This window comes from Pseudomonas sp. NFACC56-3 (assembly GCF_900100025.1).
GTDB classification, from domain to species: Bacteria; Pseudomonadota; Gammaproteobacteria; order Pseudomonadales; family Pseudomonadaceae; genus Aquipseudomonas; species Aquipseudomonas fluorescens_AA.
The window spans coordinates 19,958-43,940 of sequence record NZ_FMTK01000002.1 but is presented as its reverse complement, the minus strand read 5'-3'; the positions used below and the strand labels follow the sequence as shown (position 1 = coordinate 43,940).

Here is a 23,983-nt window from a genome sequence, read left to right as displayed (position 1 = left end):
AAGCGCAACGGCGCGGGCTTCCCTGCCAGGCACAGTTCCCTGTGGCGAGGGGATAAATCCCCTCGCCACAAAAGCAGTCTTAATCCGGGTTTTTAACACTTCAGTCCCGAAAAAATTAACAACGTTTAACTCACGCCCATGCCCCCTCTGACCAGACCATAAAGCGATCCACTCATCTCAAGGAGTCATGTCATGAGCACCTTCATCACCCGCGACGGCACCGAGATTTACTACAAGGATTGGGGCAGTGGTCAACCGGTGGTCTTCAGCCACGGCTGGCCCTTGAACTCGGACAGTTGGGAGGGGCAGATGATGTTCCTGGCGTCCAACGGGTATCGGGTGATCGCCCATGACCGCCGTGGACACGGGCGTTCCAGCCAGCCCTGGGACGGCAACGACATGGACACCTACGCCGATGACCTGGCCGAGCTGATCGAACGCCTGGACTTGAAGAACGCGGTGCTGCTCGGCTTCTCCACTGGCGGTGGGGAAGTGGCGCGCTACATCGGTCGCCATGGCGCCGCCCGGGTCGCCAAGCTCGGCCTGATCTCGGCGGTGACGCCGCTGATGGTCAGGACCGCGGCCAATCCTGGCGGCTTGCCCATCGAAGTCTTCGACGGTTTCCGCCAGGCCTCCCTGGCCGACCGTTCTCAGCTATACAAAGATGTGGCCAGCGCGTTTTTCGGCGCCAACCGTCCGGGCGCCAAAGTCTCCCAAGGCATGATCGACTGGTTCTGGATGCAGGGCATGCTCGCCGGCCACAAGAACACCTACGACTGCATCAAGGCGTTCTCGGAGACCGATCTTTCCGAAGACCTGCGCAACATCGACGTGCCGACCCTGGTGGTCCATGGCGATGACGACCAGATGGTCCCCATCGAGACCGCCGGCATCGCCGCCGCCAAGTTGCTGAAGAACTCGCAGTTGCTGGTGTACCCGGGCGCGCCCCATGGCCTGACCGATACCCACAAGGATCGGCTGAACGCGGACCTGCTGGCGTTCATCCGGGGCTGAAGGGGAGGTGCCGGACTTGCCCTGATGCTATGAGGCAAGCACAGATCTCATGTGGGAGCGGGCTTGCTCGCGAAAGCGGAGTGTCAGTCGACGAAGATGTTGAATGTCGGTGCGCCTTCGCGAGCAAGCCCGCTCCCACAGGGACTCCACCAACCCTTGGCATTCAACAGGACCCAAAAACCCATGAACCGCAACGATTTACGCCGTCTCGACATGAACCTGCTGGTGATCTTCGAGGCGCTGATGTTCGAGAAAAACCTGACCCGCGTCGCCGAAAAGCTGTTCATGGGCCAGCCGGCGGTGAGCGCGGCGCTGGGGCGGCTGCGGGATCTGTTCGATGACCCGTTGCTGATCCGTCACGGTCGTGGCATGGAGCCGACCCCGCGAGCCCTGGCGATCCTGCGAGAGCTGCAACCGGCCATGGACACCATCTCCGGCGCGGTCAGCCGGGCCAAGGCGTTCGACCCGTCCACCAGTTGCGATGTGTTTCGCATCGGGCTGTCCGACGATGCCGAATTCGGCCTGTTTCCGCCATTGCTGAGTCAACTGCGCGAAGAGGCGCCGGGGATCATCGTGGTGGTGCGCCGGGCCAATTTCCTGCTGATGTCGTCGCTGTTGGCCAGCGGTGAAATCAGCGTCGGCGTGAGCTACACCACCGATCTGCCGGCCAATGCCAAGCGTAAGAAACTGCGGGACATTCCTTGCAAAGTCTTGCGTGGCGACAAGCGCCCGGGGCCGCTGACCCTGGACGAGTACTGCTCGCGGCCCCACGCCATGGTGTCGTTTTCAGGCGACTTGAGCGGCAACATCGACCTGGACCTGGCCCGCATCGGCCGGACCCGCAAAGTGGTGCTGGCGGTGCCGCAATTCAGCGGGCTGCGAGCCTTGCTGGCGGGCACCGAGCTGATCGCCACCGTGCCTGACTATGCCGCCTGCGCGCTGGTGGAAGGCTGCGCGCTGCGTGCCGAGGACCCGCCATTCGAGATCAATGCGGCTGAACTGTCGATGGTCTGGAGCGGCGTGCATGACAACGACCCGGCCGAGCGCTGGCTGCGCTCGCGCATTGCCAGCCACATGTCCCAACCATTGCCGGCCGCTGCCTCGGCCGCTCCGGACGGAGCCCACCGATGAACATGACCGATGAACGCCCGTGGCAGGACCTGGGTTTGTTGTTCCTGCGCCTGAGCGGCGGGTTGTTCCTGCTGTGGGTCCATGGGCTGCCGAAGCTGTTGCACTACAGCGTCGAGCTGACCCGCATCGAAGACCCCTTTCACCTGGGGGCGGCGCCAACCCTGATCCTGGCGATTTTTGCCGAGGTGTTGTGTCCGCTGCTGATCATGGCCGGTGTGCTGGTGCGCCTGGCGTGCTTGCCCATCCTGTTTCTGCTGGCCGTGGCGCTGCTGGTGGTGCATCCGCAATGGAGCCTGGAAGAAGGGCAGTTCGGTTGGTTGCTGTTGATCATATTTACCAGCGTATTGATCGCCGGGCCCGGGCGCCTGGCGCTGAACGCGCGTTTTGTTGGAGTGCTTCGCCATGTCTGAATCTCAAACCATCTACTCTCCTGGGAGCCCGGCCAAACCCGGCCTCGATGAAATCGTGACCCTAGTGGTCAAGCACCGGATCAAGGCCGGCCAGGACGCGGCCTACGAGGCCTGGCTGCGCCGCATCGTGGGCCTGGCCGGTCAGTGGCCCGGACACCTGGGCGTGGATGTGGTGCGGGGCAAGCAGGGCGGGTTGTCGCTGTTCACCTGCGTGCTGCGTTTTTGCTCCACCGAGACCATGCAACGCTGGTTGGACTCCCCCGAACGCCGCGAGCTGGTCGCGCAAGCCACTCCCATGCTGGCCGACGGCGACCAGACCGAAGTCGGGTCGCACAAGGAATTCTGGTTCGCCCCGCTGGCCGACGCCGCCACACCGCCGCCGCGCTGGAAACAGGCCGTGGTGACGCTGCTGGTGATCCTGCCCCACACGCTGCTGGTGCCGCTGATCTGGGGGCCGGTGCTGCAACTCGATGCCTTCCTTTCCAACTACGTGGTGGCCACGTTCCTGATCACCCTGACCATCGTGCTCTCGGTGGTCTACGTGTGCATGCCTTTGGCGACACGCCTGTTCGCGCCTTGGCTGCAACCCAGGACCCATGAGCACCTGGAGCCCGGCCATGGCCAATAAGGACGATCCGACCGACCCGCTGCGCCGCCAACTGTTGGCCGCCGGGTCCCTGCTCAGCGCGGCGGCGGCTTTTTGGCCTCGTCTGTCCCTTGCCTCTACTCATCCAGAAGGAAATCCGATGAACGCCGATCTGATTCTATTCAACGGTCAATTCCATACCGTCGACCGCGAGAAACCTCGGGCCAGCGCAGTCGCCATCAGCCAGGGCCGCTTCGTCGCGGTAGGCACCGATGCCGAGGCCATGGCCCTGCGGGGCAGCGGCACCCAGGTCATCGACCTCAAGGGCCGTACCGTTATCCCCGGCCTCAACGACTCGCACTTGCACCTGATCCGTGGCGGTCTGAACTACAACCTGGAACTGCGCTGGGAAGGCGTGCCGTCCCTGGCCGATGCCTTGCGCATGCTCAAGGACCAGGCCGACCGCACGCCAACGCCACAATGGGTGCGCGTGGTGGGCGGCTGGAACGAATTCCAGTTCGCCGAAAAGCGCATGCCGACCCTGGAAGAACTCAACCAGGCGGCCCCCGATACGCCGGTATTCGTGTTGCACCTGTATGACCGCGCCTTGCTCAACCGCGCCGCGCTGCGGGTCGCCGGCTACACCCGTGACACGCCGAACCCGCCGGGTGGCGAGATCGTGCGTGACAGCAAGGGCGAGCCCACCGGCATGCTGGTGGCGCGGCCCAACGCGATGATCCTTTACTCGACGCTGGCGAAAGGGCCGAAGCTGCCGCTGGAATACCAGGTCAACTCCACTCGCCAGTTCATGCGGGAACTCAATCGCCTGGGCCTGACCAGCGCCATCGATGCCGGCGGCGGTTTCCAGAACTACCCGGACGACTACGCGGTGATCGAGCAGTTGGCCCGCGAGCAGCAGTTGACGGTGCGCATCGCCTACAACCTGTTCACCCAGAAGCCCAAGGAAGAACTCAGCGACTTCAAGAACTGGACCGGCAGCGTCAAGCTGCACCAGGGCGACGATTTCCTGCGGCACAACGGCGCCGGGGAAATGCTGGTGTTCTCGGCGGCGGATTTCGAGGACTTCCTGGAGCCGCGTCCGGACCTGCCGCCGGGCATGGAGCAGGACCTGGAACCGGTGGTCCGGCACCTGGTGGAGCAACGCTGGCCATTCCGCTTGCACGCCACGTATGACGAGTCCATCAGCCGCATGCTCGATGTGTTCGAGAAGGTCAACCGCGATATTCCGTTCAACGGCCTGCCATGGTTCTTCGACCACGCCGAGACCATCACGCCGAAGAACATCGAACGTGTGCGGGCACTGGGCGGCGGCATTGCGATCCAGGACCGCATGGCCTTCCAGGGCGAATACTTCGTCGACCGCTACGGTGCCAAGGCCGCCGAAGCCACGCCGCCGATCAAGCGCATGTTGGCCGAAGGCGTACCGGTGGGCGCCGGCACCGATGCCACCCGCGTCTCCAGCTACAACCCCTGGACGTCGTTGTACTGGATGGTCAGCGGCCGCACGGTCGGCGGTCTTTCGTTGCACGAAGAGGGCCTGCCGCGCCTGACCGCGTTGGAACTGTTTACCCATGGCAGCGCCTGGTTTTCCTCGGAGCAGGGCAAGAAGGGCCAGATCAAGGTCGGCCAACTGGCGGACCTGGCGGCCCTGAGCGCGGACTTCTTCAGCGTCGAGGAAGAAGCCATCAAGTGGATCGAGTCGGTGCTGACCGTGGTCGACGGCAAGGTGGTGTACGCCGCCGGTGACTTCGAAAAACTCGGCCCGGCCAGCGTTCCGGTGCTGCCCGACTGGTCGCCGGTGGTCAAGGTGCCGGGCCATTGGCGCCCGACTTCACCGTTGCAGGCTCAGGTCCACCAGTGCAGCGGCCCGTGCACCGTGCATGCCCACAGCCATGAACGCGCACGACTGTCGAACGTCCCGGTCAGCGATTTCCAAGGCTTCTGGGGCGCGTTTGGCTGTTCCTGCTTTGCCTTCTGACTGATCCACACAGATTCCCCTGTGGGAGCGGGCTTGCTCGCGAATGCGGACTGACATTCAGCATTTTCGTCGACTGATACACCGCTTTCGCGAGCAAGCCCGCTCCCACCAGGGTTTTGTCACAATCCATCCTAAAGGAGTCATCCCATGAGCAACGTTCCCGCCTACAACCGTCTGAACAAAGACGACGCGGTGGTCCTGCTGGTCGATCACCAGACCGGCCTGATTTCCCTGGTCCAGGACTTCTCGCCCAACGAGTTCAAGAACAACGTGCTGGCCTTGGCCGACCTGGCGAAGTTCTTCGAACTGCCGACCATCCTGACCACCAGCTTCGAACAAGGCCCCAACGGCCCGATCGTGCCAGAGCTCAAGGAAATGTTCCCGGACGCGCCCTACATCCCGCGTCCAGGCCAGATCAATGCCTGGGACAACGAAGATTTCGTCAAGGCGATCAAGGCCACCGGCCGCAAGCAACTGATCATTGCCGGCGTGGTGACCGATGTCTGCGTGGCATTCCCGACCCTGTCGGCGCTGGCGGAAGGTTTCGACGTGTTCGTCGTGACCGATGCCTCGGGTACGTTCAACGAGACCGTGCAACAGGCCGCCTGGGTCCGCATGACCGCCGCCGGTGCGCAGATGATGAACTGGTTCTCGGTGGCCTGTGAGCTGCATCGCGACTGGCGCAACGACATCGAAGGCCTGGGCAACCTGCTGTCCCAGCGCATTCCGAACTACCGCAACCTGATGAACAGCTACTCGGCGTTGACGGCCAAGTAAGCGGTTCATGCTCAATGACGCCCGCCTTTGTGCGGGCGTTTTTGTGCCTGGCATCAGGTTCTTGCGAGCGGATCCGCCGCTATCGCGAGCAAGCTCGCTCCCACATGGGTTCCCAGTGATTACAGAGCCTGAATACACCCCGAACCCTGTGGGAGCGAGCTTGCTCGCGATAGCGTCAGCCCATCCAACATCTTTCCAACCTGCCTTGCTCCATCCACAATGCCCAACTCATCCCCCTGACTGTCCACCCCAGGAATGACAATGAACCCCTTCGAAGAAATGCGCATCTTTGCCCAGGTCATGGAGTCAGGCAGTTTCACCGCCGCGGCGGACAAGCTGGGGCTGTCCAAGCAGTTCGTCAGCCGCAAGCTCATGGCGTTGGAACAGCGCCTGGGCGTACGCCTGCTCAATCGCTCGACCCGCCGGCTGGACGTCACCCCGTTGGGCCAGCGCTATTACGAAGCGTCGCTGCGCCTGCTCAATGACGTCGAACAGGTGGAGCAGGGGATCAGCGGCCAGAACACTGAGCCCCGCGGCACGATTCGGCTCAGCGCACCGCTGTCCTTCGCCATGGCGCATCTGGGCAGCCTGTTGCCGTTGTTCCTGCAGCGCCATCCGGGCGTCAGCGTCGAAGTGGACCTGAGCGACCGTTCGGTGGACCTGCTGGGGGAGGGCTATGACCTGGCGCTGCGCATCGGCGTGCTGGAGGACTCGACGCTGATTGCCCGGCGCATCGCGACCATCGAGCGGGTGTACTGCGCCAGTCCCGCCTACCTGGCGCAGAAAGGCACACCCACGCGACCGGAAGACCTGCGCCATCATGACTGCCTGCCCTATGGTCACAGCCGCCAGGTGCAGTGGCGTTTCGCGGGGGCTGGCAAACCGTTGACCCTGGAGGTCACGGGACGCATGCGCGCCAATAACGGCGATGTGCTCAGGGACGCGGCCATCGCCGCAATGGGGGTCACTTACCTGCCCACCTTCATTCTCGGCGATGCCTTGAAGGATGGTCGGTTGATCAAGGTGTTGGAGGGGTTCGAAACCGAGCCCCTGGCGCTGTCGGCGGTCTACCCGCAACACCGCCAGGGCTCACGCCCGGTACAGGCGCTGGTGGAGTTTCTGCGCGAACAAATGCAGTAAAACGCCGCAATGCATTCAGCCGTCACGGACGGGCTAAAGCATTACGGCGTTGAGAGTCAGGCGGCGAGGTTGGCGCTGCTCAGCTCTTTTTTGTACTGCGCTTTCATGGTTTCCATTTCCTCACCCAGGGCATCGAGTTTGGCTTTGCCCAGCAGCTTTTTCGCTTGAGGGAACATCTCTTTCTCTTCTTCTTCGATGTGGTGCTCAAGCAGTTCCTTGACCACTTTCACGCGACCGGCAAATTCTGGCTGGGTTGGGTCGGTGGTTTTCAAATCCGGCAGCACCAGTGAATCGACGGTGCGGTGTTCTTCCTTGGCTTCGTAATACATTTCCGCCTCATCCTTGCCGCCCGCCTGCTTGAAAGCCGGATAGAGAATCTCTTCTTCCAGACGGGTATGGATGGAAATTTCCATTTCCAGTTTCGCCAACAGGTCGGTGCGTTTTTTCACGGCGCGTTCGGTCGACTCGCTCAGTTGAGTCAGGATGGCTTTGACGCGTTCATGGTCGGCTTTCAACAGATCGATGGCGTTCATAAGTAGCTCCAGGCAATTCACGGTTACGGGTCGGCTTCAAGCGCCAACGCCGCGTATGAGATGAATTGCATCAGCCGTGCCAGCCGAAGCGTCTTAAAAAAACGTTTAAAAACAATTGGTTGTATTAAGGTGGTTTTTCATGTTTCGTGCAAGCTGCAAGAGGGCGGGAGAAAGGGTCTTGCACTTTGACTGGCAGGCGCGCTGAGTTTCTGTGGGAGCGGGCTTGCTCGCGAAAGCGGTAGGTCAGCTTGCATCGATGTTGAAGGTGCCGCTGTCATCGCGACCAGGCTGGCCGAGTCGACGTTATCGATCCTCACGTGTGTGCCACAGGCGCAGCAGGTACAGGGTGGAACCTACTATTTCGTAACGCATCTCGTAGCGGCCGACCTGAATTCTGCGCACATCCCGAGGTTCGAACTCTTCCAGACGTTCACCCATGCGCGGGTTGACCAGTAATGAGGTCGGTGCAGTCGTGAGCTGTTGTACTGTTCGTGCGGCGGCGGGTTGGTTCACCGATGCCAGAAACTCGTAGAGTCGGGCTATGTCGGACAGTGCCTTACGGGTCCACTTCAACCCCATCAGCGCGGGACCGGTAACGGAGTGTCGGTGTTGAGACTATCGGCCCAAGCCTGGACCGCCTGGTGATCAATTACACGGCCAGCGTCAACATCGGCCAGGGCCTCGTGGGTCAGACGACTGCGCTCCTCTTCCTGATCTATCCAAGCAGATAGAGCCTGTTTGACGATCCAGTTCCTGGAGCGCTCAAGGCGCTCAGCCATCAGGTCGACTTTTTCGGCCAGTTGCACTGGGACGTGGGCGGTGACAGAGCGAGTTTTCGTGGTGGTTGCCATGATGGTTGACCCCTTATCAATGGGCGGGAATAGCCAGCCTTCTCAAACAACCGCTTCCAGGCCGATGATTAGCGATTTATTTTGTATCGTTGTACAGCAATCTGATTCAAAGTTAATCATATTGAATAAGGTGGCAGCGTCAAGGACCTGAATCAGTCCGCGCTTATCTCGTATCATTCTTCGCGAACGAGAGCCAAAAAAAATGCCCGTATCTCGCGATACGGGCATTTCAGTGGTTACGACGCTTAGATGATCAACCCGTCAAGCCAGCCTGCTGGACCAAAGTCAGCAACGGCTGCGGGTACACGCCAAGGAAGAACGCCAACACGGCGATGGCCAGCAGCATCACGCCGCCTGCCTTCTGTTCCCAGTGCAGCTCGGCATCGTGACGACGCAGGTTCGGTTCCATCAGGTACAGGGTGACCATCACGCGCAGGTAGTAGAACACGCCGATGGCACTGCCCAGCACCAGGGAGCCGACCAGCCACCATTGGTGAGCCTCGACGCCGGTGGCGATGATGTAGAACTTGCCGATGAAGCCGGCGGTCAGCGGGATGCCGGCCAGGGACAGCATCATCACGGTCAGCACGGCGGTCAGGTACGGACGGCGCCAGAACAGGCCGCGGTATTCGTACAGGGCGTCGGCGTCGCGGCCGTTGTACGGCGAGGACATCAGGGTGATCACGCCGAAGGCGCCGAGGCTGGTGATCACGTAGGTGACCAGGTACACGCCGATGGCTTCCACGGCCAGGCCCTTGCTGGCGATCAGGGCGATCAACAGGTAGCCGAAGTGGGCGATGGACGAGTAACCCAGCAGACGCTTGAGGTTGCTCTGGGTCAGTGCCAGCAGGTTACCGAACAGGATCGACGCGATGGCGATGATGGTCAGCACGTTGCTCAGTACACCGCTGCTGGCCACGGGCGAGATCTGGAACAGCCGCACCATGACCGCGAACACCGCCACTTTCGACGCGGTGGCCAGGAACGCCGCCACTGGCGCCGGGGCGCCTTCGTAGACGTCCGGGGTCCAGAGGTGGAACGGTACCAGCGACAGTTTGAACGCCAGGCCGATCAGCATCATGCCCAGGCCCAGTTGTGCGATCGGGCTAGGCAGGCCGGTGGCCGCCAGGGCCTGGCCGATGCCGACGAAGCTCAGGGTACCGGCTTCGGCGTAGAGCAGGGCCATGCCGAACAACAGGAACGCGGAACCGGCCGCCGACAGCACCATGTACTTGATGCCGGCTTCCAGGGAGCGCTTGTTGAAGAAGGCGTACGCCACCAGGCCGTAGACCGGTACCGACAGCAGTTCCAGGCCGATGAACAGGCTGGCCAGGTGCTGCGCGCTGACCAGCACCAGGCCACCGGCGGCGGCCATCAGGATCAGCAGGTACAGTTCTTCGCGGTTGCCCGGGTAACCCGAGCCGCCATCGCCGAGGTAGGCGTGGGCGAGGGTGACGCAGGCCAGGGTGGCGACCAGGATCAACGCCATGTAGAGGCAGGCGAAGCTGTCGATCTGTATCAGTGGCGTGACCGCCAGTGGCGCGACTTTCAGGGCCGGCAAAATCGACAGCAAGGCCAGGTTCAGCCCCGCCACCGACAGCAGGAAGGTCTGCGAGTGATTGCGCCGCCAGGCGATCGCCAGCATCACCACGATGATCGTGGCGCTGGTGATCAACAGCGGCGCAAGCGCGATAAAGTGTTGAATCGTGAATTCCATAGCGCTCTTACCGGGCCGAAGCGAGTTGAGAGAAGGCGGTGCCGAGCCACTGCTGCACGCCATGCATCGTGGCGGCAGAGGTGTCGAGGAACGGTTGCGGAGACACGCCGAGGTAAACCAGCAGCACCGCAAGGCCGAGCACCATGATCAGTTCGCGACCGTCCATGCCACGCAACACTTCGTCCGACTTGGCCGGACCGAAGTAGGCGCGGTGGATCATGATCAGCGAGTAGACCGAACCGAACACCAGGCCAGAGGTGGCAATCGCCGTGATCCAAGGCGCACTGACGAACGAGCCGATCAGGATCAGGAACTCGCCGACGAAGTTGCCGGTGCCCGGCAGGCCCAGGGACGCGGCCGCGAAGAACAGGCTGATGGCCGGCAGGTAGGCGATGCGCGACCAGACGCCACCCATTTCACGCATGTCCCGGGTGTGCAGGCGTTCGTACAACTGACCGCTGAGGATAAACAGTGCGGCGGCCGACAGACCGTGGGCGAGCATCTGGATTACCGCGCCTTGCAGGGCCAGCTGGCTGCCGGAATAGATCCCGATCAGCACGAAGCCCATGTGCGAAACGCTGGAGAACGCGATCAGGCGCTTGATGTCGGTCTGGGCGAACGCCAGGAACGCACCGTAGAAAATCCCGATCAGGCCCAGGGTCATGGCAATCGGCGCGAACTCCGCCGAGGCATTGGGGAACAGCGGCAAGGCAAAGCGCAGCAGGCCGTAGGCCGCGGTCTTCAGCAGGATACCCGCCAGGTCCACGGAACCGGCGGTCGGCGCCTGGGCGTGGGCGTCCGGCAGCCAGGAGTGGAACGGCACCACCGGCAGCTTCACCGCGAACGCGATGAAGAAGCCCAGCATCAGCACGTACTCGGTGGTGCGCGACATCTGCACTTTCAACAGGTCGGCGTAGTTGAAGGTAATCACGCCGGTGTTGTTGAAGTTGACCAGCACCAGGCCAAGGATCGCCACCAACATGATCAGGCCGGAAGCCTGGGTGAAGATGAAGAACTTGGTCGCCGCGTAGATCCGGGTTTTCTTGCCGTCCGAAGAACTGTGACCCCAGAGCGCGATGAGGAAGTACATCGGCACCAGCATCATTTCCCAGAAGAAGAAGAACATGAACAGGTCCAGCGCCAGGAACACGCCGACGACACCGCCCAGGATCCACATCAGGTTCAGGTGGAAGAAACCGACGTGACGCTGGATCTCTTTCCAGGAGCAGAGGACTGAGAGAATACCCAACAGGCCGGTCAGCAGGATCATCAGCAACGACAGGCCGTCGAGGGCCAGGTGCACGCTGATGCCGAAGCGCGCGATCCAGGCGTGCTTGAACTCAAGTGCCCAGGTCGGATCGGCGCCAGGGGCCGGAGCGAATGAATAGTCGCCGGTCGCCCACAGCCAGAGGCCGAGCGCGAGTTCCAGGGACATGGTCAGCAGCGCAATCCAGCGCGGGAGCGTGGAGCTGGAGCGCTCCGCGATCCAGCACAGCAGGCCGCCGATGAAGGGGATCAGGATTAGCCAGGGCAGAATCATGACGGGCTCGTTTCCTTTCGCAAGTTCGCAAGGTTCATATCAGACCGCTACCAGCACGATGGCGCCGATAACCAGCACGGCGCCAGCCGCCATGGAAGCCGCATACCAACGCAATTGACCGGTCTCGGTACGGCTCAGGGCGGTGTGGCCGCCCTTGGCCATGCGCGGGATCAGGCCAATGGTCTGGTCGAGCGGGTCTTTGCGCAGAATGTGGCTGATCGCAAGGTATGGCTTGACGAACAGTTTGTCGTAGATCCAGTCGAAGCCCCAGGCGGCGAACCACCAGGCCGAAAGGAGTCGCCCGATGCCGCTGTTGGCAACCGCCGTGACGAAACGACGCTTGCCCAGGAACAGCAGGGCGGCCAGCAGGATACCGGCCAGGGCGATGGCGCCGGAGGCGATTTCCAGGCTGTGCTTGGCTTCGCCGCCGGCATGGCCGACGCTTTGTGGCAGCACATCGGCCAGCGGTGGGGTGATCAGGGCGCCAACGAAGGTCGACAGCACGATCAGCACCGACAGTGGCAGCCAGTGGGCAATGCCGTGGCCGGCGTGGGCTTCGGTCTTGGCTTCACCGTGGAACGCGATGAAGATCAGGCGGAAGGTGTACAGCGAGGTCATGAACGCACCCACCAGGCCGGCATAGAGCAGCCCTTGGTTACCACTGGCGAACGCTTCCCAGAGGATCTCGTCCTTGGAGTAGAAACCGGCGGTGACCAGTGGCAGGGCGGCCAGGGCCGCGCCGCCGACGATGAAACTGGCGTAGGCCAGCGGCAGCTTCTTCCACAGGCCGCCCATCTTGAAGATGTTCTGCTCGTGGTGGCAGGCCACGATCACCGCACCGGACGCCAGGAACAGCAGGGCCTTGAAGAAGGCGTGGGTCATCAGGTGGAAGATCGCGCCTTCCCAGGCACCGACGCCCAGGGCCAGGAACATGTAGCCGATCTGGCTCATGGTCGAGTAGGCGAGGATGCGCTTGATGTCGGTCTGCACCAGGGCGGCAAAACCGGCCAACACCAGGGTCACACCGCCGACAATGCCGACCAGGTGCAGGATGTCCGGCGCCAGGGCGAACAGGCCGTGGGTACGGGCGATCAGGTAGACACCGGCGGTCACCATGGTCGCGGCGTGGATCAGTGCCGAGACCGGGGTAGGGCCGGCCATCGCGTCCGCCAACCAGGTCTGCAGTGGCAGTTGCGCGGATTTACCGACGGCACCGCCCAACAGCATCAGGGTCGCCAGGACGATCCAGAAGTCACCGACCTTGAAGTGTTCCGGTGCCTTGACCAGCAGTTCCTGAATATTCAGCGTGCCCAGTTGCTGGAACAGGATGAACAGGCCGATGGCCATGAACACGTCGCCGATCCGGGTCACGATGAACGCCTTGAGTGCGGCGTTGCCGTTGTTGCGGTTGCTGTAGTAGAAACCGATCAACAGGTACGAGCACAGGCCCACGCCTTCCCAGCCGAAGTACAGGAACAACAGGTTATCGCCGAGCACCAGGAACAGCATGCTGGCGATGAACAGGTTGGTGTAGGCGAAGAAGCGCGAGTAACCGGCTTCACCGCGCATGTACCAGGAGGCGAACAGGTGGATCAGGAAACCCACACCGACCACTACGCCAAGCATGGTGACCGACAGGCCGTCCAGGTACAGGGCGAAGTTCGGTGTGAAGCCTTCCACCGCCATCCACTGCCACAGCACTTGCACGTACCTGCCACCTTCCGGCGGGGCGACGTTGAATTGCCAGATCACGTAGGCCGTGACGATGGCAGACAGGCCGATGGAGCCCACGCCAACCAGCGCCGACAGGTTTTCCGACCAGCGTCCACGGGAGAACGACAGCAGCAGGAAACCGACAAGAGGAAATATGAAAGTCAGGAAGAGAAGGTTCATCCGCGCATCTCGCTGGCAGCGTCAATATCGAGAGTGTGGAAGCGGCGATACAGCTGCAACAGGATCGCCAGGCCGATACTGGCCTCGGCGGCTGCCAGGCTGATCACCAGGATGAACATGATCTGTCCATCCGGCTGCGCCCAGCGAGCGCCCGCGACGATGAAGGCCAGGGCGGAGGCATTCATCATGACCTCCAGGCTCATCAACACGAACAGGATGTTGCGGCGGACCATCAGGCCGACCAGACCGAGACAGAACAGGATGCCGGCAACCGCCAGGCCATGTTCGAGAGGGATAGCAGGCATGTGATTACTCCTTCGCCTCGTTACGGCCCAAATGGAACGCCGTGACGGCTGCGGCGAGCAGCAGCATCGAGGCGAGTTCGACCACCAGCAGGTACGGACCGAACAGGCTGATGCCCACGGCCTTGGCGCCTACGGTGGTGTGGCCGATGGCCTGGCCGCTCTGGTGAGCGAACAGCACATACAGCAGTTCACCCAGCAGCAGGGCGGACAGGATCACAGGTCCCGCCCAGATGCCGGGCTTGAGCCAGGAGCGTTCCTGCTGGACCGCGGCCGGGCCGAGGTTGAGCATCATCACCACGAACACGAACAGCACCATGATGGCGCCGGCGTAGGCGATCACTTCCAGGGCACCGGCGAACGGCGCGCCGAGGGCGAAGAAGGTCATGGCCACGGCGATCAGCGAAATGATCAGGTAGAGCAGGGCGTGCACGGGGTTGGTGTTGGTGACCACACGAAGCGTGGACACCACCGCGATACCCGATGCGAAATAGAAAGCGAATTCCATCTTTCTTCCTTAAGGCAGCAAGCTCTTCACGTTGATCGGTTCGGCTTCGTTCTGCGCGGCGCCCTTTGGCTTACCGGCAATGGCCATACCTGCAACACGATAGAAGTTGTAATCAGGGTTTTTACCGGGACCGGAAATCAGCAGATCTTCTTTCTCGTACACCAGGTCCTGACGTTTGAACTCGGCCATTTCGAAATCCGGCGTGAGCTGGATCGCGGTGGTCGGGCAGGCTTCCTCGCAGAGGCCGCAGAAAATGCAGCGCGAGAAGTTGATGCGAAAGAAGTCCGGGTACCAGCGACCGTCTTCGGTTTCAGCTTTCTGCAGCGAGATGCAACCCACCGGGCACGCCACGGCGCACAGGTTGCAGGCCACGCAGCGCTCCTCGCCGTCGGGGTCGCGGGTCAGGACGATGCGGCCACGGTAGCGGGGTGCCAGGTAGACCGGTTCTTCCGGGTATTGCAGGGTGTCGCGCTTGCGAAAGCCATGGCCGAAGATCATGACCAGGCTTCGCAGTTGGGTACCGGTACCCTTAACGATGTCGCCAATATATTTGAACATGGGTCAAATCCTCACTGAACCGCGGCCGCTGGCGCGTTCATCAAAACGATCGCTGCGGTCACCAGCATGTTGATCAGGGTCAGCGGCAGGCAGAATTTCCAGCTGAAATCCATCACCTGGTCGTAGCGTGGGCGCGGAATCGAGGCGCGCAGCAGGACGAACAGCATGATGAAGAACGCGGTCTTCAGGGCGAACCAGACGAAGGACAGTTGCGGCAGGATGCCGAACGGACCGTGCCAGCCACCGAAGAACAGCGTCACCAGCAGTGCCGAGATCAGGATGATGCCGATGTATTCACCGACGAAGAACATGCCCCATTTCATGCCGGCATATTCAATGTGGTAACCGTCGGCCAGTTCCTGCTCCGCTTCCGGCTGGTCGAAGGGGTGACGGTGAGTCACGGCCACGCCAGCGATGAAGAAGGTACAGAAACCGAAGAACTGCGGAATGATGAACCACAGGTTCTGGGCCTGGTACTCGACGATGTCGCGCATGTTGAACGAGCCGGCCTGGATCACGATGCCCATGAGCGCCAGGCCCATGAACACTTCGTAGGACACGGTCTGGGCCGAGGCCCGCAGGCTGCCCAGCAGGGCGAACTTGTTGTTGCTCGACCAGCCGGCGAACAGCACCGCGTACACCGACAGGCCGGCCATGGCGAAGAAGAACAGCAGGCCGATGTTCAGGTCCGCCACGCCCCAGGTCGGGGTGATCGGGATGATCGCGAAGGCGATCAGCAAGGCGCTCATGGCCACGACCGGTGCCAGGGTGAAGATCACCTTGTCGGCAAACGGCGGCGTCCAGTCTTCCTTGAAGAACATCTTGATCATGTCGGCGGCGATCTGGAACATGCCGAACGGGCCGACGCGGTTCGGACCGTAGCGGTCCTGCCACCAGCCCAGCAAGCGACGTTCGACGAAGCTCAGCAACGCGCCGCAGACCACCACGGCCAGCAGGATCACGATGGCCTTGAGGACCGTCAGGATCACAGCGATCACTTCAGGGGTGAACCAGCTCATTGCGCTGCCTCCTGCAGACCGTCGACGGTTTTGCCGAATATCGCCGGTGGAATACCCGCCAGGCCGGCCGGCAGGGCCACCAGGCCGGCGCCCAGTTCTTCATTGATGCGCAGCGGCAGACGCAAGGTCTGGCCAGCCACGTTCAGGCTCAGCAGGGCGCCGTCATTGACGCCCAGGCGGTCAGCTTCGGACTTGGCCAGCGCCACGTAGGCGGCCGGGATGCGTTCCTGCACCGGTGCGGCCTTGGAAGAGTTCTCTTCGCTGCCGAACAGGTGATGGAACGGCACGACCTGCCAGGTGCCCGGTGCCGGGTTGAAGGCGCGCGGCACGTTGGCGAACCAGCTCAGGCCATCGCCCTGGCTTTCGATCAGGCGGGTGCCCGGGTCGCCAGCACGCAGGTGACCACCGACTTCGTCCTGGAACTTGTTCCAGGCTTGCGGCGAGTTCCAGCCCGGCGACCAGGCGAACGGCACTTGCGAGCGCGGTTCGGCGGAGCCCGAGTAACCTTCCATGGAGAACGCGAATGCGGTGTCCTTATCCTGGGAGGTCCGTGGTTCGTGGACGCTGATGTTGGCGCGCATGGCGGTGCGACCGGAGTAGCGCAGCGGTTCGCGCGCCAGTTTCAGGCCTTTGATGCGGAACGAAGCCGATGGCGCGGCATCGACGATGCGAGCCAGTTGCGGGCTGCTCGAAGCGACGGCGGCGGTGACGTGGTCCAGTTGCGTCCAGTCCACCGGCTGGTCCAGCAGGGTGGCGCGCAGGGCATGCAGCCAGCGCCAGCCTTCGTGAACCAGGATGCTGGCGTCCAGGTAAGTCGGGTCGAACACCTGGAAGAAGCGCTGGGCGCGGCCTTCCTGGCTGACCAGCGTACCGTCGCCTTCGGCGAAGCTCGCCGCCGGCAGCACCAGGTGGGCGCGGTCGGTGGTGGCGGTTTTCTGGTGGTCGGCGACGATCACCACTTTCGCGGCGTTCAGGGCGGCGTCCACCCGGGCTTTGTCGGTGCGGGTGTAGAGGTCGTTTTCCAGCACGACGATGGCGTCGGCACTGCCGTCGATCACCGCTTGCAGGGCTGCGTCCACCGATTCGCCACCGAGCATGGCCAGGCCGAGGCTGTTGGCTTCCGGCACGATCAGGCTGATGGAACCGTTCTTCTCGCGCAGCTTCAAGGCCTTGGCGATGTTGGCGGCGGCTTCGATCAAGGCCTTGGAACCCAGGGAGGTGCCGGCGATGATCAATGGGCGCTTGGCCGCCAGCAGGGCGTCGGCGATGCGCTGGGCCAGGGCGGCCGCTTCGCTGTCCAGGCCGTCGACGGCCGGGGCGCTGGCGTCCAGGGCGTGGGCCACGGCGAAACCGATGCGGGCCAGGTCGTCCGGAGCGGCGTGGACGCATTCTTCGGCGACGTCGTCGAGCTTGGTTTCAGCGAGGCTGGCGATGAACAGCGGGTTCAGCGCGTGCTGGCCGATGTTCTTCACGGCGGCGTCGAGCCATGGCTGCACGCGCATGGCGTCGGCCATGTCCTCGGCCTTGCCCTTGACCGATTGGCGCAGGGCCAAGGCCATGCGGGCGGCGGTCTGGGTCAGGTCTTCGCCAAGGACGAACACCGCGTCGTGGTCTTCGATGTCGCGCATCGTCGGCACCGGCAGCGGGCTGTCCTTGAGCACTTGCAGCACCAGGCGGATGCGTTCCAGCTCGCCGGCTTCGATGCCACTGTAGAAGTGCTCGGCACCGACCAGTTCACGCAGGGCGTAGTTGCTTTCCAGGCTGGCCCGTGGCGAACCGATGCCGACGATGTTGCGCCCGCGCAGCAGTTCGGCGGCCTTGTCCAGCGCTTCGTCCAGGCTCAGCTTGGCGCCGTCCGCCAGTTGCGGCTGGCGTGGGCGATCCTTGCGGTTGACGTAGCCATAGCCGAAACGGCCACGGTCACACAGGAAGTACTGGTTGACCGAGCCGTTGAAGCGGTTTTCGATGCGCCGCAGTTCACCGTAGCGCTCGCCCGGGGAAATGTTGCAGCCGCTGGAGCAGCCATGGCAGATGCTCGGCGAGAACTGCATGTCCCACTTGCGGTTGTAGCGCTCGGAGTGAGTCTTGTCGGTGAACACACCGGTCGGGCAGACCTCGGTGAGGTTGCCGGAGAACTCGCTTTCCAGGGTGCCGTCTTCGACGCGACCGAAGTACACGTTGTCGTGGGCACCGAACACGCCCAGGTCGGTGCCGCCGGCGTAGTCCTTGTAGAAACGCACGCAACGGTAGCAGGCGATGCAGCGGTTCATCTCGTGGGAGATGAACGGGCCGAGGTCCTGGTTCTGGTGGGTGCGCTTGGTGAAGCGATAGCGGCGCTCGTTGTGGCCGGTCATCACCGTCATGTCTTGCAGGTGGCAGTGGCCGCCTTCCTCACAGACCGGGCAGTCGTGAGGGTGGTTGGTCATCAGCCATTCGACGACGCTGGCGCGAAACACTTTCGCCTCTTCGTCGTCGATGGAGATCCAGCTGCCGTCGGTGGCGGGGGTCATGCAGGACATGACGATCCGACCACGCTTGTCGTTCTCGTCGGTGTACTGCTTGACCGCGCACTGGCGACAAGCGCCAACGCTGCCAAGGGCGGGGTGCCAGCAGAAATAAGGAATGTCGAGGCCCAGGGACAGACATGCCTGTAACAGGTTGTCTGCGCCATCGACTTCGAGCTCTTTGCCGTCTACGTGGATAGTGGCCATGGTTCAAAGTTCTTCGTTGGCCCGGTGTCAGCGGGCGTGGCTAATGGAATCTTGTTGTTCGTCCGAATCCAAACAGCCTGGGTAAAAGGCGTCATCGGACGAAAGGCGAAGGGCACGGACCCTTCGCCTTTTAAAGCGTCGTTACGCGCCGACCATGGTCGGCGTGACCACCTGATTGAGGTCCCCGGCGCGCGTTGGCGCGATGCCGGCCTCGAATTCAGGGCGGAAGTATTTGATCGCGCTGCCCAACGGCTCCACGGCACCCGGTGCGTGAGCACAGAAGGTCTTGCCTGGGCCGAGGAAACCCACCAGACCCAGCAGGGTCTCGATGTCGCCGGCCTGGCCTTCGCCGTTTTCAATGGCTCGCAGCAGTTTGACGCTCCACGGCAGGCCGTCGCGGCAAGGGGTGCAGAAACCGCAGGACTCACGGGAGAAGAACTCTTCCATGTTGCGCAGCAGCGACACCATGTTGACGCTGTTGTCCACCGCCATGGCCAGGCCGGTACCCATGCGGGTGCCCACTTTGGCGATGCCGCCGGCGTACATTTGTGCGTCCAGGTGTTCCGGCAACAGGAAACCGGTACCGGCGCCGCCGGGCTGCCAGCATTTGAGCGTGTAGCCGTCGCGCATGCCGCCGGCGTAGTCTTCGAACAGCTCGCGGCCGGTGATGCCGAACGGCAGTTCCCACAGGCCAGGGTTCTTGACCTTGCCGGAGAAGCCCATGAGCTTGGTGCCCATGTCTTCGCTGCCGTCGCGGGCCAGGGATTTGTACCAGTCCACGCCGTCGGCGATGATCGCCGGCACGTTGCACAGGGTCTCGACGTTGTTCACGCAGGTCGGCTTGCCCCACACGCCCACGGCGGCAGGGAAGGGCGGCTTGGAGCGCGGGTTGGCGCGGCGGCCTTCCAGGGAGTTGATCAGCGCGGTTTCTTCACCGCAGATGTAGCGCCCGGCACCGGTGTGGACGAACAGCTCGAAATCGAAGCCGCTGCCCAGGATGTTCTTGCCCAGCAGGCCCGCGGCCTTGGCTTCTTCCACGGCACGGTTCAGGTGCTTGGCGGCGGTGGTGTATTCGCCACGCAGGAAGATGTAGCCACGGTAGGTCTTCAGCGCACGGGCGCTGATCAGCATGCCTTCGATCAGCAGATGGGGCAGTTGCTCCATCAACATGCGGTCTTTCCAGGTGTTGGGTTCCATTTCATCCGCGTTGCACAGCAGGTAGCGGATGTTGATGGATTCGTCCTTGGGCATCAGGCCCCACTTCACGCCCGTGGGGAAGCCCGCGCCGCCACGGCCCTTGAGGCCGGAGTCTTTCACGGTCTGGACGATGTCGTCGCTGGCCATGTCGGCGAACGCTTTGCGCGCGGCGGCGTAGCCGTTCTTGGCCTGGTACTCGTCCAGCCACACCGCTTCGCCGTCGTCACGCAGACGCCAGGTCAGGGGATGGGTTTCGGCCGAACGCTGGATGCGGTTGGCGGGCCCGAAGGAAGTCAGGGTCATACGTAGCCCTCCAGCAGTTTGGCGACGCCATCTGGCTTGACGTCACCGAAGGTGTCGTCGTCGATCATCAGCGCCGGTGCCTTGTCGCAGTTGCCCAGGCAGCACACCGGCAGCAAGGTGAAGCGGCCGTCGGCGGTGGTCTGGCCCAGGCCGATGCCCAGCTTGCTCTGGAGCTCGCCGACCACCGATTCGTGGCCGCCGATGTAGCAGACCATGCTGTCGCAGACGCGAATGATGTGACGGCCGACTGGCTGGCGGAAAATCTGGCTATAGAAGGTGGCGACGCCTTCGACGTCGCTGGCCGGGATGCCGAGGATCTCGCCGATGGCGTAGAGCGCGCCGTCGGGCACCCAGCCACGTTCCTTCTGGACGATCTTCAGAGCTTCGATCGACGCCGCGCGCGGGTCTTCGTAGTGATGCAGCTCGTGCTCGATGGCCGAGCGCTCGGTTTCGCTCAGGGCGAAACGGTCAGTCTGGATAAGCGTGCTGTTCATGCTTAGCGGTCCACGTCGGCCATAACGAAATCGATACTACCCAGGTACGCGATCAAGTCCGCGACCATGCTGCCCTTGATCACGGAAGGGATCTGCTGCAGGTGCGGGTAGCTTGGGGTGCGAATCCGGGTGCGGTAGCTCATGGTGCCGCCATCGCTCGTCAGGTAATAACTGTTGATGCCCTTGGTCGCTTCGATCATCTGGAAGGATTCGTTGGCCGGCATGACCGGGCCCCACGAAACCTGCAGGAAGTGCGTGATCAGGGTCTCGATGTGCTGCAGCGTGCGCTCTTTGGGCGGCGGCGTGGTCAGCGGGTGATCCGCCTTGTACGGGCCTTCCGGCATGTTGCGCATGCATTGGTCGATGATCTTGATGCTCTGGCGCATTTCCTCGACGCGCACCATGCAGCGGTCATAGGCGTCACCGTTGGCCGCCAGCGGTACTTCGAACTCGAAGTTTTCGTAGCCGGAGTAGGGGCGCGCCTTGCGCAGGTCGAAGTCGCAACCGGTGGAACGCAAGCCGGCACCGGTGACGCCCCATTCCAGGGCCTCCTTGGTGTTGTAGGCGGCGACCCCGATGGTACGACCCTTGAGGATGCTGTTCTGCAGGGCGGCCTTGGTGTATTCGTCCAGGCGCTTGGGCATCCACTCGACGAAGTCCTTGACCAGCTTTTCCCAGCCGCGCGGTAGGTCGTGGGCCACGCCACCGATGCGGTACCAGGCCGGGTGCAGGCGGAAACCGGTGATGGCCTCGATTACCGTGTAGGCCTTCTGGCGGTCGGTGAAGGTGAAGAACACCGGCGTCATCGCCCCCACGTCCTGGATATAGGTACCCAGGAACAGCAGGTGGCTGGTGATGCGGAAGAACTCGGCCATCATGATGCGGATGACGTCGACCTTCTCCGGGACCTTGATCCCGGCCAGTTTCTCCACCGACAGTACGTACGGCAGGTTGTTCATCACGCCGCCGAGGTAGTCGATACGGTCGGTGTACGGGATGAAGCTGTGCCAGGACTGGCGCTCGGCCATTTTCTCGGCGCCACGGTGGTGGTAGCCGATGTCCGGCACGCAGTCGACGATCTCTTCGCCGTCCAGTTGCAGGATGATGCGGAACGCACCGTGGGCCGAAGGGTGGTTCGGGCCCAGGTTGAGGAACATGTAGTCCTCGTTGGCGCCCGAACGCTTCATGCCCCAGTCTTCAGGCTTGAAGCGCGCGGCCTCTTCCTCGAGCTGTTGCTTGGCCAGGGACAGGCTGAACGGGTCGAACTCGGTGGCACGGGCCGGGAAGTCCTTGCGCAGCGGGTGACCTTCCCAGGTCGGTGGCATCATGATGCGCGACAGGTGCGGGTGGCCGGGGAAATCGATCCCGAACATGTCCCACACTTCACGCTCGTACCAGTTGGCGTTCGGCCAGATGCCGGTCACGGTCGGCACGCTGAGGTCGCTCTCGGACAAGGCGACCTTGATCATTACGTCACTATTACGCTCGATCGACATCAAGTGATAGAACACGGTGAAATCGACGCCGTCGGGCAGCCCTTGACGCTTGGTGCGCAGGCGCTCGTCCACGCCGTGCAGGTCATAGAGCATGACGTACGGCTTGGGCAGGTTGCGCAGGAAAGTCAGGACTTCGACGAGTTTGGCGCGGGCAACCCAAAGTACCGGCATGCCGGTACGGGTCGGCTGGGCGGTGAACGCCTCGGGGCCAAAACGGTTGTTCAGTTCGACGACCACATCCTGGTCGTCTGCCTTGTAAGGCGGGATGTACAGAGCACTGCCTGTAGTCATGGTTATTTATCGCTTTCGGTCAACGTAAAGAATGAAGCCAGGTTCTCGTTTCTTGTACAGAGCAGAGCTGGATCAGACTTCGTCGGGGCTGCGCAGGTTGGTGACTGCGATACGCTGTTCGCGGCGCTGTTCCTTTTGCGACGGCATCTCGGCGCGATAGACGCCTTGATCGCCAACGACCCAGGACAGTGGGCGACGCTCCTGGCCAATCGACTCCTGCAACAGCATCAAGCCTTGCAGGAAAGCTTCAGGGCGAGGCGGGCAGCCGGGCACGTAGACGTCCACGGGCAGGAACTTGTCCACCCCTTGAACGACAGAGTAGATGTCGTACATGCCACCGGAGTTGGCGCACGAACCCATGGAGATGACCCACTTGGGCTCGAGCATTTGCTCGTAGAGACGCTGGATGATCGGCGCCATCTTGATGAAGCAGGTACCGGCGATAACCATGAAATCCGCCTGGCGTGGCGATGCCCGGATCACCTCGGCGCCAAAGCGCGCGATGTCGTGGGGCGCCGTGAAGGCGGTGGTCATTTCCACGTAGCAGCACGAAAGGCCGAAGTTGTACGGCCACAGGGAGTTCTTGCGACCCCAGTTGACCGTGCTGTTCAGCACGTCTTCGAGCTTGCCCATGAAGATGTTTTTGTGGACTTGATCTTCTAACGGATCGGCGACGGTTTCCCGCTTGCCAATCGGATACTGCTCGTTAGGAGCATCGGGGTCGATCCTGGTGAGATTGTATTGCATTGCCAAAGCCTCATTGTTTCAGCTTCGCTTGCCGCTTGCGCCGAGCTTCCGGAGCCCAATCAAGTGCCCCCACCCGGTAAAGGTAGACAAGACCTGCCAACAGAATTGCTATGAAAACGAGCGCTTCGACGAATCCGGTCCAGCCGCTTTCGCGGACGGACACAGACCATGCAAAGAGAAAGAGGGCTTCGATATCGAAGATCACGAACAGCATCGCGACCAGATAGAATTTGGCTGAGAGCCGCAAGCGGGCGCCACCGGTAGGCAGCATGCCGGACTCGAACGGTTCATTTTTGCTGCGGCCCCAGGCTTTTGACCCAAGCAGGCTCGACACACCGAGCATGAAAGCACACAGGCCAACAACGCCCAGAAGGAAAATGGCAAAGCCCCAATTGTGGGCCATGAGTCCTGTCGCTTCGGACATGCTGGAAATCCTTAACAGAGAGCAAAGGTCTCTGAGCTTGAATGAAATAAAGCAGTGACGATATGTCGCAGCAATCAATCGCGGTGATTTTATGGCTAAACACCGGGCAAGTAAAATTCCTATAGCGAAATTATTTATTGGAATAAGGACATAGCTTGCCTCCGGGACCCTGCGGCCCCGGCCCCGTGGGCGTTGGCCGGCTATTGATCAATAATATTTCGTGCGGAATGTAACAATGATAACGACTTCCAAATGATAATTATTATTATCTGTATCGGCCTTTTTCACAGTGCACTTAGTGTCCTGCCTGAAAGGCTGTCTTACACCGTCGCTACTGCAATT

Annotated in this window: 23 protein-coding genes; 7 read left to right on the top strand and 16 right to left on the bottom strand. The window is 62.2% G+C overall.

All coding sequences use genetic code 11. The features are described from left to right. Positions 1-192: 192 nt before the first annotated feature. From BLO80_RS03225 to BLO80_RS03195, 7 genes are all read left to right on the top strand, one after another. Positions 193-1,014 carry an alpha/beta fold hydrolase gene (locus BLO80_RS03225; protein ID WP_092326750.1) on the top strand — a complete coding sequence of 274 codons (822 nt, stop codon included), beginning with the start codon at positions 193-195 and terminating at the stop codon, positions 1,012-1,014. 183 nt (positions 1,015-1,197) lie between these two features. Then, positions 1,198-2,145, top strand: a complete 948-nt coding sequence (locus BLO80_RS03220; RefSeq protein WP_060741535.1) for a LysR family transcriptional regulator — start codon at positions 1,198-1,200, stop codon at positions 2,143-2,145. Further along, entirely contained in the window at positions 2,142-2,555 is a 414-nt protein-coding gene (locus BLO80_RS03215) for a DoxX family protein (RefSeq protein WP_092326749.1), read from the top strand. The genes BLO80_RS03220 and BLO80_RS03215 overlap by 4 nt, the downstream gene beginning before the upstream one ends. Beyond that, a complete protein-coding gene (locus BLO80_RS03210; RefSeq protein ID WP_092326747.1) occupies positions 2,548-3,183 on the top strand; it encodes an antibiotic biosynthesis monooxygenase in 636 nt (211 codons plus the stop codon). The genes BLO80_RS03215 and BLO80_RS03210 overlap by 8 nt, the downstream gene beginning before the upstream one ends. Positions 3,184-3,301: 118 nt before the next feature. Then, positions 3,302-5,140: an amidohydrolase gene (locus BLO80_RS03205; RefSeq protein WP_024617381.1), complete on the top strand. Its 1,839-nt coding sequence runs from the start codon at positions 3,302-3,304 to the stop codon at positions 5,138-5,140. Positions 5,141-5,287: 147 nt separating this feature from the next. After that, positions 5,288-5,917 (top strand): isochorismate family cysteine hydrolase YcaC, encoded by a 630-nt coding sequence (gene ycaC / locus BLO80_RS03200; RefSeq protein WP_014337664.1) that lies wholly within the window; start codon positions 5,288-5,290, stop codon positions 5,915-5,917. 261 nt (positions 5,918-6,178) lie between these two features. Further along, positions 6,179-7,057, top strand: coding sequence for a LysR family transcriptional regulator (locus BLO80_RS03195; protein WP_092326746.1), 879 nt, complete (start codon positions 6,179-6,181; stop codon positions 7,055-7,057). A gap of 56 nt (positions 7,058-7,113) precedes the next feature. Here BLO80_RS03195 and BLO80_RS03190 read toward each other — a convergent pair whose 3' ends face one another. From BLO80_RS03190 to BLO80_RS03115, 16 genes are all read right to left on the bottom strand, one after another. Next, on the bottom strand, positions 7,114-7,590 hold the full coding sequence (locus BLO80_RS03190) for a hemerythrin domain-containing protein (RefSeq protein ID WP_072406835.1): 477 nt from the start codon (positions 7,588-7,590) through the stop codon (positions 7,114-7,116). A 303-nt stretch (positions 7,591-7,893) separates the two neighbouring features. After that, a complete protein-coding gene (locus BLO80_RS03185) occupies positions 7,894-8,169 on the bottom strand; it encodes a type II toxin-antitoxin system RelE/ParE family toxin (RefSeq protein WP_092326744.1) in 276 nt (91 codons plus the stop codon). Next, positions 8,169-8,441: a CopG family ribbon-helix-helix protein gene (locus BLO80_RS03180; protein ID WP_092326742.1), complete on the bottom strand. Its 273-nt coding sequence runs from the start codon at positions 8,439-8,441 to the stop codon at positions 8,169-8,171. The genes BLO80_RS03185 and BLO80_RS03180 overlap by 1 nt, the downstream gene beginning before the upstream one ends. A 253-nt stretch (positions 8,442-8,694) precedes the next feature. Further along, the gene (nuoN, locus tag BLO80_RS03175) at positions 8,695-10,158 is read right to left on the bottom strand and encodes an NADH-quinone oxidoreductase subunit NuoN (protein ID WP_003203388.1); all 1,464 of its coding nucleotides are present in this window, start codon (positions 10,156-10,158) and stop codon (positions 8,695-8,697) included. A 7-nt stretch (positions 10,159-10,165) separates the two neighbouring features. Next, a complete protein-coding gene (gene nuoM, locus BLO80_RS03170; RefSeq protein ID WP_092326741.1) occupies positions 10,166-11,698 on the bottom strand; it encodes an NADH-quinone oxidoreductase subunit M in 1,533 nt (510 codons plus the stop codon). A 39-nt stretch (positions 11,699-11,737) separates the two neighbouring features. Next, positions 11,738-13,591: an NADH-quinone oxidoreductase subunit L gene (gene nuoL, locus BLO80_RS03165; RefSeq protein WP_092326739.1), complete on the bottom strand. Its 1,854-nt coding sequence runs from the start codon at positions 13,589-13,591 to the stop codon at positions 11,738-11,740. Next, on the bottom strand, positions 13,588-13,896 hold the full coding sequence (nuoK, locus tag BLO80_RS03160; protein WP_003180046.1) for an NADH-quinone oxidoreductase subunit NuoK: 309 nt from the start codon (positions 13,894-13,896) through the stop codon (positions 13,588-13,590). The genes nuoL and nuoK overlap by 4 nt, the downstream gene beginning before the upstream one ends. Positions 13,897-13,900: 4 nt before the next feature. Beyond that, a complete protein-coding gene (gene nuoJ, locus BLO80_RS03155) occupies positions 13,901-14,401 on the bottom strand; it encodes an NADH-quinone oxidoreductase subunit J (protein ID WP_003180049.1) in 501 nt (166 codons plus the stop codon). Between the two features lie 9 nt (positions 14,402-14,410). After that, on the bottom strand, positions 14,411-14,959 hold the full coding sequence (nuoI, locus tag BLO80_RS03150; protein WP_003180051.1) for an NADH-quinone oxidoreductase subunit NuoI: 549 nt from the start codon (positions 14,957-14,959) through the stop codon (positions 14,411-14,413). An 11-nt stretch (positions 14,960-14,970) separates the two neighbouring features. After that, entirely contained in the window at positions 14,971-15,978 is a 1,008-nt protein-coding gene (nuoH, locus tag BLO80_RS03145) for an NADH-quinone oxidoreductase subunit NuoH (protein WP_025212983.1), read from the bottom strand. Then, positions 15,975-18,689 (bottom strand): NADH-quinone oxidoreductase subunit NuoG, encoded by a 2,715-nt coding sequence (nuoG, locus tag BLO80_RS03140; protein WP_092326738.1) that lies wholly within the window; start codon positions 18,687-18,689, stop codon positions 15,975-15,977. The genes nuoH and nuoG overlap by 4 nt, the downstream gene beginning before the upstream one ends. A gap of 141 nt (positions 18,690-18,830) precedes the next feature. Next, complete coding sequence (gene nuoF, locus BLO80_RS03135; protein ID WP_092326736.1) at positions 18,831-20,189, bottom strand: NADH-quinone oxidoreductase subunit NuoF; 1,359 nt, start codon at positions 20,187-20,189, stop codon at positions 18,831-18,833. Further along, entirely contained in the window at positions 20,186-20,683 is a 498-nt protein-coding gene (nuoE, locus tag BLO80_RS03130; protein WP_092196990.1) for an NADH-quinone oxidoreductase subunit NuoE, read from the bottom strand. Before nuoE ends, nuoF begins: the two co-directional genes overlap by 4 nt. Positions 20,684-20,685: 2 nt before the next feature. After that, complete coding sequence (gene nuoC / locus BLO80_RS03125) at positions 20,686-22,470, bottom strand: NADH-quinone oxidoreductase subunit C/D (RefSeq protein WP_092326734.1); 1,785 nt, start codon at positions 22,468-22,470, stop codon at positions 20,686-20,688. Between the two features lie 72 nt (positions 22,471-22,542). After that, positions 22,543-23,217: a NuoB/complex I 20 kDa subunit family protein gene (locus BLO80_RS03120; protein WP_030141322.1), complete on the bottom strand. Its 675-nt coding sequence runs from the start codon at positions 23,215-23,217 to the stop codon at positions 22,543-22,545. 10 nt (positions 23,218-23,227) lie between these two features. Further along, positions 23,228-23,641, bottom strand: coding sequence for an NADH-quinone oxidoreductase subunit A (locus BLO80_RS03115; RefSeq protein ID WP_003203367.1), 414 nt, complete (start codon positions 23,639-23,641; stop codon positions 23,228-23,230). Between the last annotated feature and the right edge of the window lie 342 nt (positions 23,642-23,983).

What these genes read in the sequence shown, in the direction of transcription:
- BLO80_RS03225 (WP_092326750.1), top strand. Translation starts at nt 193, where the DNA reads ATGAGCACCTTCATCACCCGCGACGGCACCGAGATTTACTACAAGGAT.
- BLO80_RS03220 (WP_060741535.1), top strand. Translation starts at nt 1,198, where the DNA reads ATGAACCGCAACGATTTACGCCGTCTCGACATGAACCTGCTGGTGATC.
- BLO80_RS03215 (WP_092326749.1), top strand. Translation starts at nt 2,142, where the DNA reads ATGAACATGACCGATGAACGCCCGTGGCAGGACCTGGGTTTGTTGTTC.
- BLO80_RS03210 (WP_092326747.1), top strand. Translation starts at nt 2,548, where the DNA reads ATGTCTGAATCTCAAACCATCTACTCTCCTGGGAGCCCGGCCAAACCC.
- BLO80_RS03205 (WP_024617381.1), top strand. Translation starts at nt 3,302, where the DNA reads ATGAACGCCGATCTGATTCTATTCAACGGTCAATTCCATACCGTCGAC.
- ycaC (WP_014337664.1), top strand. Translation starts at nt 5,288, where the DNA reads ATGAGCAACGTTCCCGCCTACAACCGTCTGAACAAAGACGACGCGGTG.
- BLO80_RS03195 (WP_092326746.1), top strand. Translation starts at nt 6,179, where the DNA reads ATGAACCCCTTCGAAGAAATGCGCATCTTTGCCCAGGTCATGGAGTCA.
- BLO80_RS03190 (WP_072406835.1), bottom strand. Translation starts at nt 7,590, where the DNA reads ATGAACGCCATCGATCTGTTGAAAGCCGACCATGAACGCGTCAAAGCC.
- BLO80_RS03185 (WP_092326744.1), bottom strand. Translation starts at nt 8,169, where the DNA reads ATGGGGTTGAAGTGGACCCGTAAGGCACTGTCCGACATAGCCCGACTC.
- BLO80_RS03180 (WP_092326742.1), bottom strand. Translation starts at nt 8,441, where the DNA reads ATGGCAACCACCACGAAAACTCGCTCTGTCACCGCCCACGTCCCAGTG.
- nuoN (WP_003203388.1), bottom strand. Translation starts at nt 10,158, where the DNA reads ATGGAATTCACGATTCAACACTTTATCGCGCTTGCGCCGCTGTTGATC.
- nuoM (WP_092326741.1), bottom strand. Translation starts at nt 11,698, where the DNA reads ATGATTCTGCCCTGGCTAATCCTGATCCCCTTCATCGGCGGCCTGCTG.
- nuoL (WP_092326739.1), bottom strand. Translation starts at nt 13,591, where the DNA reads ATGAACCTTCTCTTCCTGACTTTCATATTTCCTCTTGTCGGTTTCCTG.
- nuoK (WP_003180046.1), bottom strand. Translation starts at nt 13,896, where the DNA reads ATGCCTGCTATCCCTCTCGAACATGGCCTGGCGGTTGCCGGCATCCTG.
- nuoJ (WP_003180049.1), bottom strand. Translation starts at nt 14,401, where the DNA reads ATGGAATTCGCTTTCTATTTCGCATCGGGTATCGCGGTGGTGTCCACG.
- nuoI (WP_003180051.1), bottom strand. Translation starts at nt 14,959, where the DNA reads ATGTTCAAATATATTGGCGACATCGTTAAGGGTACCGGTACCCAACTG.
- nuoH (WP_025212983.1), bottom strand. Translation starts at nt 15,978, where the DNA reads ATGAGCTGGTTCACCCCTGAAGTGATCGCTGTGATCCTGACGGTCCTC.
- nuoG (WP_092326738.1), bottom strand. Translation starts at nt 18,689, where the DNA reads ATGGCCACTATCCACGTAGACGGCAAAGAGCTCGAAGTCGATGGCGCA.
- nuoF (WP_092326736.1), bottom strand. Translation starts at nt 20,189, where the DNA reads ATGACCCTGACTTCCTTCGGGCCCGCCAACCGCATCCAGCGTTCGGCC.
- nuoE (WP_092196990.1), bottom strand. Translation starts at nt 20,683, where the DNA reads ATGAACAGCACGCTTATCCAGACTGACCGTTTCGCCCTGAGCGAAACC.
- nuoC (WP_092326734.1), bottom strand. Translation starts at nt 22,470, where the DNA reads ATGACTACAGGCAGTGCTCTGTACATCCCGCCTTACAAGGCAGACGAC.
- BLO80_RS03120 (WP_030141322.1), bottom strand. Translation starts at nt 23,217, where the DNA reads ATGCAATACAATCTCACCAGGATCGACCCCGATGCTCCTAACGAGCAG.
- BLO80_RS03115 (WP_003203367.1), bottom strand. Translation starts at nt 23,641, where the DNA reads ATGTCCGAAGCGACAGGACTCATGGCCCACAATTGGGGCTTTGCCATT.